At 56.5% G+C, this 18,276-nt stretch carries 18 protein-coding genes and 1 pseudogene; 8 read left to right on the forward strand and 11 right to left on the reverse strand.

What is annotated here, in order from left to right; all coding sequences use genetic code 11:
- Positions 1-2: 2 nt before the first annotated feature.
- Together DJ75_RS07820 and DJ75_RS07825 are read right to left on the reverse strand one after the other, a co-directional pair.
- A complete protein-coding gene (locus tag DJ75_RS07820; protein ID WP_394338274.1) occupies positions 3-275 on the reverse strand; it encodes a hypothetical protein in 273 nt (90 codons plus the stop codon).
- Complete coding sequence (locus DJ75_RS07825; RefSeq protein ID WP_094523942.1) at positions 272-1,912, reverse strand: NADH-quinone oxidoreductase subunit D; 1,641 nt, start codon at positions 1,910-1,912, stop codon at positions 272-274. Before DJ75_RS07825 ends, DJ75_RS07820 begins: the two co-directional genes overlap by 4 nt.
- A 113-nt stretch (positions 1,913-2,025) precedes the next feature.
- Between DJ75_RS07825 and DJ75_RS07830 the strand changes: the two genes are divergently transcribed.
- From DJ75_RS07830 to DJ75_RS07850, 4 genes are all read left to right on the forward strand, one after another.
- Positions 2,026-2,682, forward strand: a complete 657-nt coding sequence (locus tag DJ75_RS07830) for a helix-turn-helix domain-containing protein (RefSeq protein ID WP_094523943.1) — start codon at positions 2,026-2,028, stop codon at positions 2,680-2,682.
- Between the two features lie 234 nt (positions 2,683-2,916).
- Positions 2,917-3,816, forward strand: coding sequence for an alpha/beta fold hydrolase (locus DJ75_RS07835; RefSeq protein WP_094523944.1), 900 nt, complete (start codon positions 2,917-2,919; stop codon positions 3,814-3,816).
- 437 nt (positions 3,817-4,253) lie between these two features.
- Positions 4,254-4,670, forward strand: a complete 417-nt coding sequence (locus DJ75_RS07845; RefSeq protein ID WP_198948007.1) for a hypothetical protein — start codon at positions 4,254-4,256, stop codon at positions 4,668-4,670.
- A gap of 133 nt (positions 4,671-4,803) precedes the next feature.
- A complete protein-coding gene (locus DJ75_RS07850) occupies positions 4,804-5,559 on the forward strand; it encodes a transcriptional repressor (RefSeq protein ID WP_094523945.1) in 756 nt (251 codons plus the stop codon).
- Between the two features lie 92 nt (positions 5,560-5,651).
- Here the strand turns inward: DJ75_RS07850 and DJ75_RS07855 are convergent, their stop codons facing one another.
- The 3 genes from DJ75_RS07855 to DJ75_RS07865 all read right to left on the reverse strand — a co-directional run bounded on the left by DJ75_RS07855 (position 5,652) and on the right by DJ75_RS07865 (position 7,951).
- Entirely contained in the window at positions 5,652-6,218 is a 567-nt protein-coding gene (locus tag DJ75_RS07855; protein WP_094523946.1) for a PH domain-containing protein, read from the reverse strand.
- Positions 6,211-6,846 (reverse strand): PH domain-containing protein, encoded by a 636-nt coding sequence (locus DJ75_RS07860; protein WP_094523947.1) that lies wholly within the window; start codon positions 6,844-6,846, stop codon positions 6,211-6,213. Before DJ75_RS07860 ends, DJ75_RS07855 begins: the two co-directional genes overlap by 8 nt.
- 343 nt (positions 6,847-7,189) lie before the next feature.
- Complete coding sequence (locus DJ75_RS07865) at positions 7,190-7,951, reverse strand: CPBP family intramembrane glutamic endopeptidase (protein WP_094523948.1); 762 nt, start codon at positions 7,949-7,951, stop codon at positions 7,190-7,192.
- A 252-nt stretch (positions 7,952-8,203) separates the two neighbouring features.
- Here DJ75_RS07865 and DJ75_RS07870 point away from each other — a divergent pair, with 252 nt between their 5' ends.
- The 3 genes from DJ75_RS07870 (at position 8,204) to DJ75_RS18155 (ending at position 11,106) form a co-directional block, all read left to right on the forward strand.
- Positions 8,204-8,965 (forward strand): ArsR family transcriptional regulator, encoded by a 762-nt coding sequence (locus tag DJ75_RS07870; protein ID WP_254921663.1) that lies wholly within the window; start codon positions 8,204-8,206, stop codon positions 8,963-8,965.
- Positions 8,966-9,216: 251 nt separating this feature from the next.
- On the forward strand, positions 9,217-10,479 hold the full coding sequence (locus DJ75_RS07875; protein ID WP_094523950.1) for an RNA-guided endonuclease TnpB family protein: 1,263 nt from the start codon (positions 9,217-9,219) through the stop codon (positions 10,477-10,479).
- Between the two features lie 66 nt (positions 10,480-10,545).
- Positions 10,546-11,106: a hypothetical protein gene (locus DJ75_RS18155; RefSeq protein ID WP_141211996.1), complete on the forward strand. Its 561-nt coding sequence runs from the start codon at positions 10,546-10,548 to the stop codon at positions 11,104-11,106.
- A gap of 44 nt (positions 11,107-11,150) precedes the next feature.
- On the opposite strand, the gene DJ75_RS07880 is transcribed toward DJ75_RS18155, so the two are convergent.
- From DJ75_RS07880 to DJ75_RS07890, 3 genes are all read right to left on the reverse strand, one after another.
- On the reverse strand, positions 11,151-11,633 hold the full coding sequence (locus tag DJ75_RS07880) for a hypothetical protein (protein ID WP_241881405.1): 483 nt from the start codon (positions 11,631-11,633) through the stop codon (positions 11,151-11,153).
- Between the two features lie 183 nt (positions 11,634-11,816).
- Positions 11,817-12,017 (reverse strand): hypothetical protein, encoded by a 201-nt coding sequence (locus tag DJ75_RS07885; protein WP_094523952.1) that lies wholly within the window; start codon positions 12,015-12,017, stop codon positions 11,817-11,819.
- On the reverse strand, positions 12,017-12,757 hold the full coding sequence (locus DJ75_RS07890) for a DUF4097 family beta strand repeat-containing protein (protein WP_094523953.1): 741 nt from the start codon (positions 12,755-12,757) through the stop codon (positions 12,017-12,019). Before DJ75_RS07890 ends, DJ75_RS07885 begins: the two co-directional genes overlap by 1 nt.
- A gap of 383 nt (positions 12,758-13,140) precedes the next feature.
- Between DJ75_RS07890 and DJ75_RS07895 the strand changes: the two genes are divergently transcribed.
- Positions 13,141-13,884, forward strand: a complete 744-nt coding sequence (locus tag DJ75_RS07895) for a hypothetical protein (protein ID WP_241881403.1) — start codon at positions 13,141-13,143, stop codon at positions 13,882-13,884.
- Between the two features lie 103 nt (positions 13,885-13,987).
- Here the strand turns inward: DJ75_RS07895 and DJ75_RS07900 are convergent, their stop codons facing one another.
- The 3 genes and pseudogenes from DJ75_RS07900 to DJ75_RS19370 all read right to left on the reverse strand — a co-directional run.
- Complete coding sequence (locus tag DJ75_RS07900) at positions 13,988-16,900, reverse strand: PAS domain S-box protein (RefSeq protein ID WP_094523955.1); 2,913 nt, start codon at positions 16,898-16,900, stop codon at positions 13,988-13,990.
- 804 nt (positions 16,901-17,704) lie between these two features.
- Entirely contained in the window at positions 17,705-17,896 is a 192-nt protein-coding gene (locus DJ75_RS19040; protein WP_343124406.1) for a transposase, read from the reverse strand.
- A gap of 23 nt (positions 17,897-17,919) precedes the next feature.
- Positions 17,920-18,261: pseudogene (locus DJ75_RS19370) on the reverse strand (transposase); the annotation flags it as partial.
- Positions 18,262-18,276 lie beyond the last annotated feature (15 nt).

An 18,276-nucleotide genomic window follows, 5' to 3' on the forward strand; every position in this document is an offset into this window, starting at 1 on the left:
GGTCACTGACAGAACCGTCTGAGGAACGTCTCGCGGTCGACTCGTCCGGCTCCAGCCGCTAGGAGCGCCTCTTCGAGTCCGTCGCGGGTCTGGTGACAACACTCACGATCACAGGGCTTACAGAGGTACTCGAACTCCTTGCCTTCGCGGCTCCAGCGGTCGCCGTGTTTATCATACTCTCGGGCGTCCTCGCGGTCGAGCGTCGCACCGCAGGCGATACAGGTCACTTCTTGGTTGGCGTCGTCTCCCCACACCCTAGAATCGGACATCGTCATCGATCCACCTCCCCCATGATGGTGTCGAGACTTCCGAGGGTTGCGACGAGATCGGCGACATACTCTCCCTCTGCCATCGCCGGAAGTGCCGACAGGTTCGAGAACGATGGTCCCCGGATTTTGAACCGTGCGGGAGTCTCAGTGCCGTCTGCGCGGATGTAAATTCCGAGTTCACCCTTGGCACCCTCAACGGCCCTGTAGCACTCACCGGACGGTTTCAACGTCCGCGGCACGTTGGCCTGACAGGTTCGATCTGCTTCCGGCCAGTCTGTAAGGAGATCGACGCACTGTTCGACGATGGCTGCCGACTCTTCCATCTCTCGTAGCCGGACAAGCACGTGGGCAAAGTTATCACAGCCGTCCTCGGTGACGATGTCCCACTTGAGACGATCATAGTAGCCGTACGGGTCGTCTCGTCGGAGGTCGTAGTCGATACCGGAGCCGCGAGCGACTGGTCCAGTGACTCCGTACTGCTTTGCCACCTTCGCTGGAAGCTTGCCGGTGTCAACACAACGCAGTTGGAAGACCTCGTTGCTCGTCAACAGGTCGTGGTACTCTTCGAGCTTCCGTGGCAGATCGTTGGTGAAAGCGCGTACGTTCTCGAAGAACTCATCGCGTGGCTCCGGAACGTCCCAGGCAACGCCGCCGACCCGGAAGTAGTTGAACATCATCCGCTGGCCGGTCAGGTCCTCCAATAGATCCTGAACGCGGTCCCGATCTCGAAAACCGTACATAAATGTGGCATTGAACTCGCCGCTAACATCCAGCGCGTACATCGCAGTGAACAACAAGTGCGAGAGGATGCGCGACAGCTCAGCGCTCATCGTCCGGACGACCTGTGCGTACTCCGGAACTTCAATATCGGCTAGGTCTTCGATGACGCGGGCGTACGCCCACTCGTTGAGTAATCCCGCTCCGCCCCAATCCCATCGGTCGGGGTATGGCATGATCTGATGACGATAGGTTCCCCGCTGACACATCTGTTCCTCACACCGGTGGATGTACCCGATATCCGGCTCCACATCGATCACTTGCTCACCATCTAGGACTGCCTCCAGATGGAGCACGCCGTGGGTCGAGGGGTGATGTGGTCCGATGTTGAGAAACATCGTATCACCCTGACGACTGTCCTCTTTGATGGGATTGGCGTGCTCGGAAAGCGACACAATCTGGGGCTGGCTCCGATCGTAGTTCATCGACAGCGGGTGGCCCTGCCAGGTCTCCGGCAGGAGAATCCGTCGCAGGTTCATGTGCCCTTCGTACGTAATGCCGACGAGGTCGTAGGCCTCCCGTTCGTGCCACTCAGCCGTCCGATAAACCGGCGCGGCCGATTCAGACACCGGGTTATCCTTCGTTGTCGGGACGACGACGGACAGCTCACACGTCCGGTTGTCGTAGCTGGTGAGGTGATACACTGTCTCGAAGCGGTCTTCGTACTCTTGGGCAGTCACACACGAACAGTGGTCGAACCCCACTTCTGAGCGAAGTACTGAAAGGGCCCTGCGGACCCGGTCGGCACGGATCACGACCGCGGGGGCGTTCTCGTGTACTTCACGGCTGACGACGGCGTCGTCGGGGAGGGCCGTGACCGCCTCATCCGCGAGTCGATCAGCGGTCAAGCGTTGTTGCCGTTGCATCGTCTAGCGGGTGTCAGTTCACGTCCCAGTCTGGTAGGAACGCTGCCTCACCAGTGGTGGTGTATAAATACGGAATCCATGATAATTTAGTCAAATACACTGTATCTCGGTACATGCGCTATCTCACAGTGTTAGTTAAACCAAGTGACGGTGGTGCGTTTCATCCGCTCGGAGAGAAGCTAACAGATGACCCTTCTATTAATCGGCGAGCCATTCACTACGTTGAGCTTCTCGCTGATGACACTGTGCTGTTGTTTGCCGAGGCAAGTGGTAGTCAAGAACGGTACAGAGAGATTATGGAGGAGTCATTTCATGTGATCAGTTATCTGACTGCCGGAGCGGACCGTTGGATGACTGTGAGTCAATTCGAACCGACAGAACCGGTACGACGGGCACTGGAATTACAGCGAGAATCATTTTTGGTGGTTGATACACCTATCCGCTTTACCACTGATGATTCGCTTAAGATAACGTATCTGGGGACTGATGAGATATTCAGAAAATTGTACGAGTACGTCGAGAATGTAGAATATATGTCAGTTGATGTCCTTGAAACGGGTGATTACGAAGCCGACGGATCATCGTTTAGCAGGATGATTACGTCTCGGCAAGAAGAAATTCTGGAGACGGCGGCTGATTTAGGGTATTATAGGGAACCTCGACAAGCATCGCTTGAAGACATCAGTGAGGTCGTTGGAATCACTCCAGGAACGGTCGGTGAACATCTTCGAAAAGTCGAAGAACGTGTATTTAACGAAATCATTCAGTAACTTAAACACTGTTCTATTCTGAGGTACTGCTACGCAGTGTGAGTTAGGGCGTCTATGAGGACAATAGGTCGGTCCGTGCCAGACCCAGCCGATCATTTTCTGTATTCAAAAGTGACCTCATGGGTGCGGCAATTATCGTATTCGGTTACGTACCGTATCCTCGCTCACACGAGAGTACAATTCGATGATCGTGGGATATATTCAAAACACGGTTGGCGTTTCAACCCTCCACTGATGTCAGTCACAACAACCCCCCCGAGTACTGAGGTATCGCTACCAGCCGATCACGACCTGGAATCGACCTATCGCAGCGTTAACGACGTCCAGCTACATGTGGTGGCGGCCGGCGATCCCGATGCTCCACTCGTCGTCCTTCTTCACGGGCACCCCGATTTCTGGTACGGCTGGCGTGACCAGATTATTCCGCTGGTCGAAGCAGGTTTTCGTGTCGTCATTCCTGATCAGCGGGGCTGTAATCTGAGCGAAGCTCCCGATGGGGTTGATGCGTACCGGCTCTCGAATCTCGCATCTGATGTCTGTGAACTGATCTACAGCGAAGGTAGGGAGTCAGCCCACGTAGTCGGACACGATTTTGGTGGCTTTGTCGCTTGGAATGTCGCCCTCCGGCACCCATCGATGGTCAATCACCTCGGGATCTTGAATGTTCCCCACCCGACAGTGTATCAAGAGACCCTCCGGTCGAGCCCCCAACAGATCCTTCGGAGCTGGTATGTGTGGTTCTATCAGGTTCCGAAACTCCCCGAATGGCTTCTGGGCCGAAATGACATGGCCAACATGGTTGATTCCCTCAAAATCACGTCAAATGAGGGTACATTTGATACAGGAACGATTGAGCGCTATAAGGAAGCTTGGCAAAATACCGGCATCAAGCCACGGATCAACTGGTACCGGGGATTCCGTCGGTCAGACAATCCTCCACGCGACACAATTGCCCACCCAACGCTGATTTGCTGGGGGAAGGATGACATCGCTCTCTGCCCTATAATGGCCGAAAAGAGCCTCAATTACTGCGAGAATGGGCAACTTCGGATGTTTCCCGATACATCACACTGGGTCCACCACGAGCGGGAAGAGGTGTCTGAAGAGTTAGTCCAGCATCTCGAATCAAGATGAACGCACAATCATGCTCTCAACTCAGTCACGCCGGAAGCTACTACTGCCCGCCGGAGGCATGCCCTCGATTTCACTTGTTGGGTGTTCGTCTGTCTCGGAGTTCACCCGGGGATCGAGCCCTGTCTTTATTCGTACCCGCAAGGGACTTCGGAATGCCATCGAACGTGTTTTTTGAAAAATAGAATGACAAAATTCTCGGCTACAAATAGTTTCAGCAACGTCGCGCTAGAGACAGCTCAAGGTTGGCTGCGAGCCTTCGCTGTCTCCCACAATTCACGCCTAGCTTAATACGACTGGCTGGTGACCGCCTGGCGCGCAGCCCGTGACGCGATACCTCTGCTTTCCGGGTACAAACCCTCTTTCGTGCCCGGAAAGCCCACCTCTGTGAACGCAAAATTCTCGGCGCTGCTTTACCGGTTGCTATGCTATGTGGGTGCGTGGACATGACGCCACAAATACGCGAAATCGTACGTACGGAACTGCTACGAAGTATCGTCTGGTTCGGAGTCGGACTCGTCGGCTGGCCGCTAGTGACGATGGAAGTTAGTTGGCTCAACACGACACCCCTGACGGTCTTCGGACTTCCCGTGGTCACCTGGGCCGTGCTGACGGCAAGTGCTATCGGAATCCGGACCGTGACCGAGTCGGATCTTCGCGTCCAGACGACAGGCGGAATATCCGTAAGCCTTGCCCTCGGGATCATGCTCGGGGGTGTCGCCGCGGTGTATCTCGTCATAAGAAGTGGATACCCCGCTCGGTGGATCACCCTCGGTTACGTCGCGGTCACGGCCGTGACTTCCCTCTGGTACTGGTACGTTCACCCGACGGGCAGAGGCTCGACAGCGACTACCTGACTCTTCTGGCCAGCCTCACGGTCTCCAAAGCGGTCTCGCTTGCTGAAACAGCACCGCACCGCTCTGTGGCCCCGCCAGAGCAAAACATACAATTTGACTCGCTAAGATATTGCGCGTGACCGACCGATAACACATGGCCCTCCCACCTTGGATCGCAGAAAAGCTGCCCCAGGACAAGCGGGTAAACACCAAACTCACCCGCCGCCACGTCGTCGAAACGATGTATCGAGCAGATCGGCCGTTCTTCTCGCTCCAGCAAATTCAACAGCAGATCAAGCCAGACGTCTCAAAGGTGACTGTCCGGAACCGGTTAACGGAACTCGAGGAACACGGGGTCGTCACGACGGAGTCGTTCGCTGATTCACTGACCTTGTACTATCTCAACCATCCTGAGTCGGAGTGGCCGCTGTCGCCGGAAGGAAAACAAGCGCTGACAGCTGACGAGACTACTCCGACGCATCCCCTCCGCGAATTCCTTGACCACCCACGCGTCCGTTCAATCTTCCGAGAAGAGCTCTTGCGGAGCATTGGCTGGGCGGCACTCGGGATAGTTGGGTGGCCAATATTGCTCAGTGAGTCTCCACAGTTACCGGTCACCATATGGACAGTGTTCGGGCTCCCGGTCTTGACCTGGGCGACACTTACTGTGGCGATGATCAGCGTCCGGTTGATGACGGGGAGCGACCTCCAAGTTCAGTCACAAGAAGGGTTACATGTCGTCTCACTGTGTGGGATTCTATTAGCCGGATTCTGGGTAGCGTTCGCGATTTTTATTTTGGACTGGCCGCCACTGCCGACAGTCAGTGTGTATCTTCTCGCGACAGTCTCCTACTTGATCATCTATATACGGGTTGTCCTACCGCAAACTGATCTCCCGGTCACCACGTAATCTCTCGCCGACGCTGGTGGCGCTGACGACTCACAGTAACTGACAGCCCCCCAGACTGGCGGCGGACAATTTAAAACCCAGTATGAGTTCTTTTACTCTCGGCTTACAGGCTCGCTAGCATCTCTGGTGGGTGCCACCGTTGCGCGGATTTCACGGACAAGACTGAGGACAGATTCCCACTGCTCTCGAGACCCGGGGATTGCGTACTCTTCACTCCCCATGTACTCCGCGAGCGTTGTCTGGACGTTCTTCGGGTTATCAACCCGCCGAAACTCCAGATCGCGTCCTCCGGCGACCTCAACGGACACTTTCCCATAACCGAAAAACGAGCCTGTGACGGACTGAGAAAACGAAGTGTTCTGGATTTTATCGACATGGACACGACGAACGGTTCGTCCGAGGACGCCCCGCTTTGCCCATACTGCTCGGGTCGTCAAGAGATACTGCGTCCGTCGTACCCTGAGTAGCCCCCAACTGAGAACCGCAACGCCGATGGGCACCCCCGCGAACAACCAGAAGTCGACGCTAACAGCGCCGACAAGGGCAAACACAGAGATGGCGCTTCCGACGATTATGTCTGGAAGAGCCGCTGAGAGACGCGGGCGACCCTTCCAGACAACGCGTTCATCGTCGTGTTGATACCACCAGCTGTCACTCATCTGTGTTACTTGTGTCAGTATGGATTGCCTCGTCAGTAGACGGGGCAGTCGAATCGGCCTGGGACCCGCTCTGGTCGTCGGCGACCGCCTGCCGAATGACGCGCAGTTCCATAAGAATCGAATCAAGAACATCCTCTTTCGTCGAGTCGGACTCGGTCTGCTGTCGGCTGTCAATTTCTCTGGCGATCAGTTCCTGAACTGCTGCCGGGGCAGGGATACTCCGAAACTGAAGTTCGATCCCAGATCCGCCCGCTGTACTGACGTCAACGGAGCCGTATCCAAAGTACGAGCCGAGCGCCGACTGTGAGTACGAGATGTTTTGGACTTTGTCGAACCCAATCTGTTGGACGTCACGTGAGAGTACCCCACGTTTGCTGTAGAGGCCGCGATTGGTGACCACGTAGTTCGTATTGGTGTACTGAAGATAGGACGCAGCAACGATTGGGATGCCAATAAGGACGAGTGACAGCGGAATCCCGATGATAAACGCAGGAAGGACGCTGTACTTGTGCGGGGTACTCGACCACTGGATAGACTCGCCGTCTTCAAGCGTGAGCCAGTCGAGATCCAGCTCTGAGGAATCCGTTGAGCCGTCTTCCGATATGTCCTGGAGGGCCGTATCAGACATACATTATCCCAGATGACCGACCCTCAAAATAGTGGGGAAATCCACGGTTCGAAACGCAGTGTCGCAAGAGGTAGCTGAACGGGTATCGAGGAGACGGAACACGACGCCAAATGCCCGGCCACATCGCTGGCGCAGATCGGTCAAAAACCGCCCCAGAAGCCAGTGGAGAGCGCGAGAAATGATGGGTGATCCCACCAGACTATGCCACGGCGATGGGATATGCTCATCAGTCGGATACTTATTTGAATACCGCCTCCGACCGGCGGCTACCTCAACGGTGTACCCTTTCGAATGTTAATCCCAGAGCAGTGTTTCAATCCCCGAAACGCGAATCCACTGGATCTTAGGTGAGTAGGGGCGCGACAAAGATCACGGCATTAAAAACACCGTGAACGAGCGCAGGGGCGACGAAGGTACTGGTCCGTTCGAACACCCACCCGAATATCCCTCCCATCACGGAGTAATAAAGCGTCATATGGGCAACTGCGGCAATCGGCGGCGACAGAAGGAGGACCGGGTAGACGTGAAACAGCGCAAACACGAGGCTGGCCGTACCGATCGCGGTTCTAGCCGAGAACGACGCACGGAGTCGCTGCTGGATGACGCCCCGGAAAAAGAACTCCTCGACAGGACCGATCAACGCAAGCGACAGGACTGCCGCGATGACGAGGCCGACACCCGTCGGTGCTGCGAGATTTGTGTACTGCATGAATCCAGGAGAGAGTTCGACGCTCGGAAGAACCGCGTCAGTGCTTACAAGCGAGAGGAACGCGGTCGCGAAACTCAGCCCCAGTCCGCCGACAAGAGCAGGAACGCCGTCTCGGTCTGGAACGTGAATCGGGACTTGGAACGACGAGCGAAATGAAACGTACCCGATACCAACGAGCAGGAATGAAAGTTCGGTCGCGATGCTTCCAGCGATAAATATGAGCGTCGCTCCGGCATCGGAACCGACGGCTGAGACAGCGGCGAGTGAGGCAGCCAAGTTCAACACGACAGTGATCGGTATCGTGAAGGCGAGAAACGCCACCGCACTGGCGACACCAGTCTCATCATTAAGTTGATTCGGAACGGTCGCTTCTAGCGTGGAGGGCAAATCGACCATAGATGACGGAACGGGTGACTGGGTGGTAAGTGTTATCTGGACGACCATTAAGTTGGTTCAGTAACAAATCAAATACCCGACCGGAAACAACAGCACTATCATACACCAATGACGGGTGAGCGTGAGGCAAGTGAGTCGGCGTATGCAGCGTTGACCGACGAGACTCGGGTCCGAATCCTGCTAACTCTCGCAGATCGGTACGACGAAGCGTGGTCGTCCGGGTGGCCAACGTTCTCCGAGTTACGAGAGCAAGTGGGCGTCGAGGACACAAGCCGATTCAGTTACCACCTGTCTGAGCTTCAAGACGGCTTCATTCAGAAGGTGGACGGGCGGTACCGTCCCCGAATAGCCGCCTTGGAAATCGTCGCCGCAATTCGGGCGGGGAGTTATAAGACACAAAATGGCGACAAACGGTACGAAATCGAAGAGCAGGAGACGGAGTATGGGTGTCCCCACTGCGATCGGAATCTCGTCGCCGCGTACCGAGAGCACTACCTATATATCGGCTGTCCGGACCACGGCGCCGCTGTGGCGTACCCGACGCCGCCGCGAGCAACTGAAAACCGGTCACTCGACGCAGTTATCGATGTCACGCTCCGAAACCACGCGTGTGATATCCGGCTCTTGCGTAACGGGGTTTGCCCGCACTGTTGGGGATCAGCGGGGTTGTCGCTCCCCCGTGACTCCGTTCCAGAGACGTATCTCCACCAAGACGTACCGTATGCCACCGCGGCATGTGACACCTGCTGGCTGTCGTATCCGATCCCGATCGCACAGACGGTCCTGGGGCATCACGCCGTTGAGGCACTGTACGCGACACACGGCCTGCGTCCGCGTGATGCGCAGATCGGACCGCACAGTCTTACGGAGGTAAGCAACGTGCGTACCGGTGACGCGGTGCCGACCGCCGCACAGGTTGTAGTCCGTCTCGCTGACGGGTCAGTCGAGTTCGATCTCGACGAAAACTGTCGCATTCGTCGCTACGACGCGAGCGATACAGGACTGACACAGTGACCACGGCGACAATACCGTTGGAAGCTTCACAGAGACACTGATTTTAGCTGAATACAGGCGGTAATCCCCCTTCCTCAACGAGCAGCGCAGTCCGCCCAAGCGGACAAGCAGCGCAGTAGGGAGAGGATACACCGCCGTCATCGTCTCTCAGACACGTGCTTGTTGCCGGGGCACAGGCCCACGGGGCGACTACTTTCACTCCGGACGGCCAGGGTTGATACGTCTGTCACGCCTCTCTCGAAGTGCGTGGAATGAACTACAACTACAGGTATCGCCTCAAGCCAACCGAGCGGCAGCGAGAAACGTTGGACTACCACCGCGATACCTGTCGACAACTCTACAACCACGCCCTGTACCGGTTCAACCAGACCCCCGAACACGAGGGCACCGTTAAACAGCGTGTGCGGAAGATTCGTGACGAACTTCCCGACCTCAAAGACTGGTGGGATGCACTCACCGACGTGTATTCGAAAGTACTTCAGCCCACAGTCATGCGGATTGCCAAGAATATCACCGCTCTCGGGAAGCTCAAAGAACAGGGCTACACCGTCGGTGAACTTCGGTGGAAGTCGCCTCGGGAGTTTCGCAGTTTCACCTACAACCAGTCTGGCTTCGAACTCGACAAGAAGGGTGGTCAGACCGTGTTGTCTCTGTCGAAACTCGCGGATATCCCCATCGAACACCACCGATCGCTGCCTGACGAAGCCACGATCAAGGAAGTCACGCTCAAACAGGAGAAAACCGGCGAGTGGTTCGCTATCTTCGGTATCGAGATGGACACAGACCCGCCGGCCAAGCCACCGTTGGAGGATGTTGGCACTGACGAGATGGTCGGGGTCGACGTGGGCATCCTGAAGTATGCCCACGACACTGACGGAACGGCAGTCGAATCGCTCGACCTCTCGGAAGAACGCGACAGACTCGAACGGGAGCAACGGAACCTCTCACGCAAAGAGTACGAGTCGAACAACTGGAAGAACCAACGTCAGCGTGTCGCTGCGTGTCACCAGAAAATCAAGCGCAAACGGCGTGATTTCCTACACAAACTCTCGAACTACTACGCTCGGGAGTACGAACTGGTGGCCGTCGAAGACCTCGATGTCAAAGGGATGCTCGAATCACCGCGAAACAGCCGCAATACGGCGTCAGCGGCGTGGAATATCTTCACCGATATGCTCGAAACGAAGTGTGAGCGTGAAGGCACGCACTTCGTGGAAGTTGAACCCGAAGGAACCTCCAAAGAGTGCGCTCAGTGTGGTGTCGAAACCGACAAGCCGCTGTCGGTGCGTGAACACTCCTGTCCTGCCTGTGGTTTCAAGGCGGACAGAGACGCAAACGCAGCGTGGAACATTCTTTCTCGCGGACTCACCAAACTAGGAGTGGGCCACTCCAAAGGAACGCCTGTGGAGACTGCGCTCCCTGCGGACACCGCGGTTGTGTCTACAAAGCGCGTCGTAGAAACAGGAAGCCCCTGCCTCAAGGAGCCGCCGAAGGCGGTGAGTAGGCAGGGGTAGTTCACCTGTGTTTCTCCGCCCGAGACACGGAACAGGAAGTATACGGGAGACGACCGATCAGCCGGTATGACAGACGACGCCTCAACGGGCGGGCCTAGCTCCAAGGTTGACCGAGCTACGTCACACTCTGACACTTACTCGGATCGGGCGTACACGTGGCTTTCACGGAACGGGCTCTACGTCTGGGCCGGGATTTCCGTAGTGGTGATGGCGCTCGCAGCACTTGCTGTCCCGCTTTTGGCCTTCGGGTCATTAGCAGCGATCGGCGGAGAAGGGTCGATACTCGCTGGCGGAACCGCCATCGTTCTCCTCTGTACTGTCTTGCTACTCGGTTTGGCAGTCGTACTACTCAGTTACGCATACTTAGAGGTAGATCGTCGGGGGATCCCGTTCGTCGGAGACCGCAGTACGCAGACGTTAGCATATGATAGCATCCGAACGATAGAGACGGTCGCGGCGGGAACGTTCGTCGGCGGACTCCTCACAATGCTCGGACTAGCGGTTTCAGTGGGTAACGTTCCAACAATACTCTCAGTTACCGTGCTAGCAGCCGCTATCGGACTCCCGATAACAGTGTTGGTACACGCAGCCGGGCGCTTTGTGTTGTTTGTTGCTGACACGGACTAGGAACCCGCTGTCGAATGCATACTCGCGAAACTGTTTTGCCCCGGTTAGCTGGTCTCGTTTGTCTGACCGAGATCCGAGAACGACTCTCCGACTCGAAGCGCGATCGGTTCACTTTGGTCGCTCGAGCCGATAGAGATGGCGACGATTTCCTCTTCAGTATTAGTAATCGAAAATCGCTGATTCAGCTGTGAAGTCCCTGCTATCACGGTATCCGCGAGCTCCAAGTCAACTTGATACTCGCCGGTGGTGGTCCATACGTCGGCGTAGGCGACGATATTACTCTCACCGTCTGACTCGGTAGAGGGAACGTCGAACGGTGTATCGAGGACCGTCTCTCCATCGGGGTCTACGACTTCGATCGACCCGCTGACCTCCTGATTCAGCTGGTTGAGGAGGTTGACCTCTTTGAAGACTCGGTTGCCGATCGCATTAAGTACTGTCGAGCAGCCGGCGGTGGACGCTACGGCGGCACTAGCACCGATTGCGAGGGCTCGCCGTCGCGTAACGGAGTCGGATGACGAACGCATGTGTCGATTCATCGTTGGAAGGCGTATTGCTATCGATGTGGTTTTAGATTAAACCCGTTCGGAGTGTCTCTGGCGGTGAAATGGTTTGATAGAGTGCCTTTAGGAAACAACACGGATTTGAACGCGTGGACCTCAGCGCTTCACAAGTTCCCCACGGGCAGTTCAGCCCTTTAGAGAGGTTATTTATCGAGTCATGGATGTGTACAGCACATGAAGAGACAGTACGAAACTCCCGGCGATTAGGCCGGCGATTCCGCCATAGAGCGGAGCGATCTCAAACGAGGGCGCTATCAAATACCCGCTAGCAAATCCTAGCGGGTCAAAGACTGCTGCGAGGATCATGAGCTGAACTGCGAAGTCCTTTGATTGGAACCATCTGATCATCAGTTTACCTCCCTACCGCGGATAGTAATATTACCGTTCATACTAGTTGCTGTAACACGGTGCGTACCGTTTCCAACCATCCGGTCGACCGCTGCCCCAGACTCAGTTGAATCCGCTTGGAATCTGTTGATTATGGTGTCGCCATTGGTTGTGTCAAACGATATTGCTGGCTCCGCAGTTGCTGGCAGGGTAATTGAGATATCACCGTTTGTCGTGTCGGTTCGGATTTCAACAGGCGCAGATGCTAAAAGTGTGATATCGCCGTTTGTCGTATCGGCGGTGACGCTCTCAGCTTCGCTAGTTTCTATATCGACATCACCGTTCGTCGCCTCAGCAGTAAGGTGTAATCCTTCAGGAACGGTCAGTGTCAGATTCATCTGTAGTGGGGACGAACCGAAGGGAAGGAAGCTGCTACCTTCCGTGTCAACAGTGAGCGACAGGCGGCCGTCGGATTGGTCGGCTTGTAGCGTGATGCGGTCAAGATCTTCCTCGCTTGCTGCCCGTTTTTTGCCGTCGAGCTGGATCGTCTCACGCTGCGCATCACGAATCGTAATGTCACCGTTTACGCCTTGGACGTTGATTTCTGAGACGTCGGTTCCGTCATACTCTCTGGTGACCGTGGTTTCAGCCTCGAGAGATCCGGACGTACATCCTGCGAGAGCGGCAGTTCCGGCAGCAATACACGAACCAAGCAGACTGCGTCTCGACAGTCTTTGCCCCGCCCAATCAGGACTGCTCATACGGGGCCCATGGCATACGCCGATGATAAATCGGCTACTCGCGTCTCAGGCTCAGAAGCACGTACCCGCAAACCGCTGGGTGGCTACTTAGCTAATCAGATCAGACACTAGGGGCACGCTTCGAGATCACCAGTAGTCATGGCAACTGACTCGTTCACGTAGCCGTCAACTCATGGTTTTATATTGAGCTGATGCTGAGAATGGCGGTGCCGTGTCAGGGGGCTTCCCTCCGTGTGGCCCGTGGATTGCTTGTGCTTCTGATATTTCCATGTGAGTCTATTTGATGTAGTGATAAAGTTCCAACACACCTCCGTGAAACGCCGAGTTTCAGAGAGTGAAACGCGTCAGTACAATGTATCAGGTCGACACGAGATGTATCTAGCGTGACACTCAACATTGGTTCATCGCTTGCTGGCGGAATCAGTCGTGTCGCGAATCGTAACGGCTTGCTGTTGATGGTCGCATATTTGATTATCGGGGCTGCGTGGCAGATCCCGTTTTATAGCGCTGTCGTCACGGGGCTTGAGCAGTCAGGTACGCCGACAGAGAACGTAGCTCTCCCGTCAATCGACGCCCCGCTTGCCGTTTCCGTGAGCGCAGCCATCCTCATGTTGCTCGGGCTTCAATGGCTCACGGTTGTCACGATTCGAACGTTTGTCGGCGGTCATACACGGACAATTCCGTCAGAGTACTACACGCGAAATATTGTGCCGGTCCTGCTAAACTCACTCGTTGGTGGGCTCATATACGGGGTTCTCATGTTCGTCGGATCAGTGCTCTTTGTTATTCCCGGGATCATCGCGTACGTCGCGTTCATCTTCATGATCGTGTATGTTGCGGTAGAGGACAAGAACTTCATCGCCGGGTTTCGAGATAGCTGGCAGCTAACGCGCGGCCATTGGCTGCGACTGTTTGGATTATTATTAGTAGTTGTCGCTGGGATTGGGCTCATCTCAGGTGTGTTAACAGCGATTACATCGTTAGTGGTCGGTGCCATTGCCGGGCAAGCAATAGGAATCCTGCTGTCAGGTATTGTCGGACTCCCGTTTTCGCTACTCATCCTTGCGACCCTAGCAGAAGCATTCACCCAACTGCGAGAGAGTGAAAAAAGGGTGGTGACATCGTAGGTTGTACTAACTGTGATCGTAGTGGAACGTGTCACCTGCTGAGAATTTCAACAAAGCAGAACGAGCCTGTTCGGAACCGGGCGTGCTGCTTCATTCACAGCCGTCAGCGCAGCACGTTTGGCAAAGAAAGGTGAACGGCAGTTCCGCCATCGGTGGGCCGCTCGAACTCGATACCGCCACCGAGTTGCCGAACACCCCAGTTGACAAGCCAGAGGCCGATCCCGTGATTGTGCTGGAACGGCGATTCACCGTCGGCTCGGAACGGAGTGAGCACGCGGTCAGGGATGCCGGGTCCGTCGTCACGCACCGTGATTCGCGTCTCATCATTAGCCGTAGACGGCGTCGTCTCAATTTCGACGTCCGGGGAGTCGCCACCGTGTTCGACGGCGTTCTCGACGAGCTCGCTTAAGACCAGCCGAAAGACAGCTGTATCAGCTGGTGCGGGAGCCTCCGCGGAGTACAGTTGAATCGTCGCTTCGTCGTGAGACTCACGGAGGTCGGCGACGACAGACTCCAGTACTGTTCCGACTCTGCGATTTTCCGGTTGGTCGTTGTCCTGAAGCATCTGACTGGCGGCACGCGCCTTACCGCTCAGTTCCAAGAGACTGTTCGCGATGTCGTGAACGCTTTCGGCGTATTCTCGGACGACCTCATCTTCCGCCGCCTCCGCAATTGTAGCCGTGTATCCCAAGACCGCGTCCATATCATTCCGCACATTGTGTCTCAGTACACGGTTTAGCACTTGAACGCGTTCTTCGCGGTCGCGCCGTCCAGTGACGTCCCGAGCGATAGTGACCACACGCTGCTCGCCGCCAATCTCTGTTAAGGTCGCGTTGACCTCAAGCCATACGACATCGCCGCTGGCGGTCCGCAACGCCCACTCGATGTCCCTCACCGGGTCACCGGATTTGGCCACGTCGCGGACGACCTCTCCGATCGTGTCCGCGTCGAATCCGAGTGCCGTCGCAGTCACCTCTTCTGGGTCCATATCGATGATCGTGTCACGGTCATATCCGAGGAGCTCACACATGGTGTCGTTGACATCGAGTAGCTCCGCGGTCTGCGGGTCGTAGATTCCAATTACGTCCGTCACACCGTTGAAGACCTGTTCGAACTCTCGTTCGCGACGCTTCCGCTCCGTGATATCACGCTGGATCGACAGAACTCGCTGTTCACCACCGATCTCGGCCGTCGCTAACGTGACCTCGATCCATGACTGCTCCTCGTCCGGCGGGGCGACCTTCCACTCGATGGTCTTCGGTTCCCCCGAACCGGCGACAGTCTGAATTAGTTCTTTGCCGCGCTCCGCTGTGTACCCGTCCCCAGTCGCGCTGAGACCCTCGATACCGAGTTCGCGAATGCGCTCGAGATCGTCGCACCCTACAAGCTCGTGATACGAATCGTTGACACTGGTAAAGGAGATTGTCTGCGGGTCGAAGATAGCGATAGCGTCGTTGACTCCATTGAAGATCTGCTCGTACTCCCGCTCGCGACGTTTCTGTTCTGTAATATCGCGCATCAACGAGAGGACACGTCGCTGGCCGCCTACAGTCGCGACTGTGAGGTTCGCTTCGATGAGACGGTGGTCGCCCTCGGCAGTCTCAATTCGCCACTCGACTGTTTCATCCTCCTCGTCTTCGCCGACATCGGTGATGAGCCGTCTCGCGCGCTCATCAGTGTACCCCTCTTCGGGGACACTGAGGTCGTTGATTCCTTGTTGAAGAATCGTGTCGTAGTCGTATCCGAACAGTTCGACGTAACTGTCGTTCACATCGACCATTTCACCCGTGTCGGGGTCGTGGACTGCGATCGCAGTGGTAACCCCGTTGAATATCTGCTCGTACTCGCGCTCACGGCGTCGCGCATCGGTGACATCCCGAATGACCCCCACGATTCGGTCAACGGCACCGCCCGGGCCGCGGCTCGGATAGCCGCGTACCTCAACCCAACGTGTCTCACCGTCCACGCGGAGTCGGTGACTGAACGTGTACGGCCCCGACTCCTCCCCGCGGATGTGTTCGCTCATGGCGACGAGGTCCGAGTGGTACGCCTCGCGGTCGTCCGGATGAACGGCGTCGAGAACGGCCATCGGGTCGTCATACAGGCGTTCGACCGGTTGGTCGAACAAATCCGCGTAGGCCTCGTTGATAAAAAGAACCTCCGAGAGATCCGCACGTGCCAAATAAACGACCTCATCGATATGAGTCGAGATCTCGCGGAACTGACGGCGCTGCCGTCGACGGTCGGTCACGTCCGTGGCGGTCGCCAACACCAGTTCCTGATCGTCTATCGTGACTGTCGTCAGCGTCGCTTCGACCCAGACGTGTTCGCCGTCGGCCGTCTCAAGCGGCCATTCAATTGGACCGACGGTTCCGCTCTCCGTCGCGGAGGTGATAATCTCCATAGCAGCGGCCTGATCGTACCCGTCGATACTCGCAGTGTAATCGCCAACCTGCATCGAAATGAGCTCCGCTCGGTCATACTTCAGCAACTCACAGAGCCGCCGATTCGCGTGGATCAACTCTCCCGTCCGGGGGTCATGAAGCGTCAGTGGCTCAGAGACGTTGTCGTAGATGGTCCGATAGTCGGCAGTCGGCCGTTCCTCCGTCGCGGTAACCGCCCGCTTGAGCACTGTCGTCGGCGATTGCGCGAGCAGTTCCCACGGCAGATACTCCGTCACACCGGCCTCAAGCGCTTCGGCGATCGATGCCTCCGTAGGGGCGACGTACACCACCGGTGGGGCGGAGTCACGGGCGGCGTTCCGGACCGTCCAGTTGCTGACCTCGGTCAGTGACGCGGCTGTATCGGCGTCTGTCCGGTCGACGCTGCCCGACTCAGGCGTTACCGCGGCAACCACGCAATCGAACTCCTCGACTGAGCCGGGAGCGTCACGTCCGGCAGGTGCTATTGAAACAGCCACGTCGAGCGAATCCTGCGCGTCTTGGAGCGTCGTTTCGACCGACGCTGGCCCCACCACGCCAATTGTCGGGTGTCGTTGCGTGAAAACCTCGGGCATTCTCTCTGTGAGTTGAAGTTTATAGAACAATAACGCTACGCTCGTGCTACCGGTTGTTTGGGCCGGTAGACGGCTAATTCATCCTCTCTATAGCCGGATTGACGCCCTCCCACAGTTGAGACCGTGGAGGTCTTCCGGTGAAGGATATTAGCTATGCCGTTCCACCGAGGCAAGTTTTCCGCCGCCTGTACTCCGGTTAGTACGCTCTTGGTTGGGGTGTGCCCTATTGATGGAGTGTGGTCTCTCTGACCAGTTGCGGTCGTCCCACGTGAAGCGCACAGACCATGCCACCGGCCCGACTTCTGATTTCGAGGTGTACTGGTGGTTGCAGATGTACGTCCTCAACTCTCTGTCGCCATCTAGTTGACAGACGTTGATTCAGGCCGTCTCAAGAATTTTAGCTCTATTGAATTGACATCCTCCTCCGCCTGAAGGCTGAGGAATCCCGAGCGGTGGGAGTTTCAGGTTCGCAACCATGACTCCGCCGCTTTACGGGAGTTCACATCTAACCCAGTCGTCGTGTTCGGTGGCTGACTGGCGGTGCCAAACCGCCGATACTCCTATCCTCGACGCCGTTGATTCCATCTGTTGTTTGTGCCAGCAGGGAGTTGCTGACGCGTCGCCGGACTCGGAGTTATCTTCGGGTTGCTTGACCGACAGGCACAACGACGAACCCTCCGAGGATTCGCGTTCACCACGTCGGTGTTTCGGATACTGTCTCATTGAATGGCGGAGAGACCGCTCCCGGAGGTTGTTCGAAATCCTCTCTGTTCTGCTTTGTTGAATCCGATGACGGCGTGGGGATCACTGTTTGAGTGCCTGTTCGAGGTTGTAGACTGTGGCGGTCACCACGAGCTCGCGGAACTCGCGGTACCACGCGCGAGGGTGGACAGCGGGGCCGAACCGACGCTTGATAGCCGAAAAGGCGGTCTCGGCCATCCAGCGCTGGCCGTATAGCTCGCTGTCCAACCGTGCGTTGTGCGCGCGATCGTACAAGCAGCGAACAACCGATGACGCAGCAGGGGCCGGACGCCCTCTGATCGGAGGGCGTCCCGGAGAGATTGGTCGTCATAGCCCTTGTCGCCGGCGAGACTTTCGATTTTCTCGGTGTTACGAAGGGCGACTCGACGGCCAGTCTGGGTGTCGTGAGGCCAGTGTGCCGAGCAGTGAAGATCGAGGATGGCACACAAGTCTGTATCGACGAGTGCCGTCGTTTTGAGCGTGCTTATGTGGCGATCAGAGCGGTGTTGGTAGTGTCTCGATGCCGTTTCCCGATCGAAGAATGTGGCATCGATGGCACCGTGCGAGCCCGGATCGCAGATGGTCGCTGACTCATGAAGGAAGCCGCGCCACACTGACATGGGCACCCTCTCAAA

The sequence above is a fragment of the Halorubrum sp. Eb13 genome, assembly GCF_002252895.1.
Taxonomy (GTDB): Archaea; Halobacteriota; Halobacteria; order Halobacteriales; family Haloferacaceae; genus Halorubrum.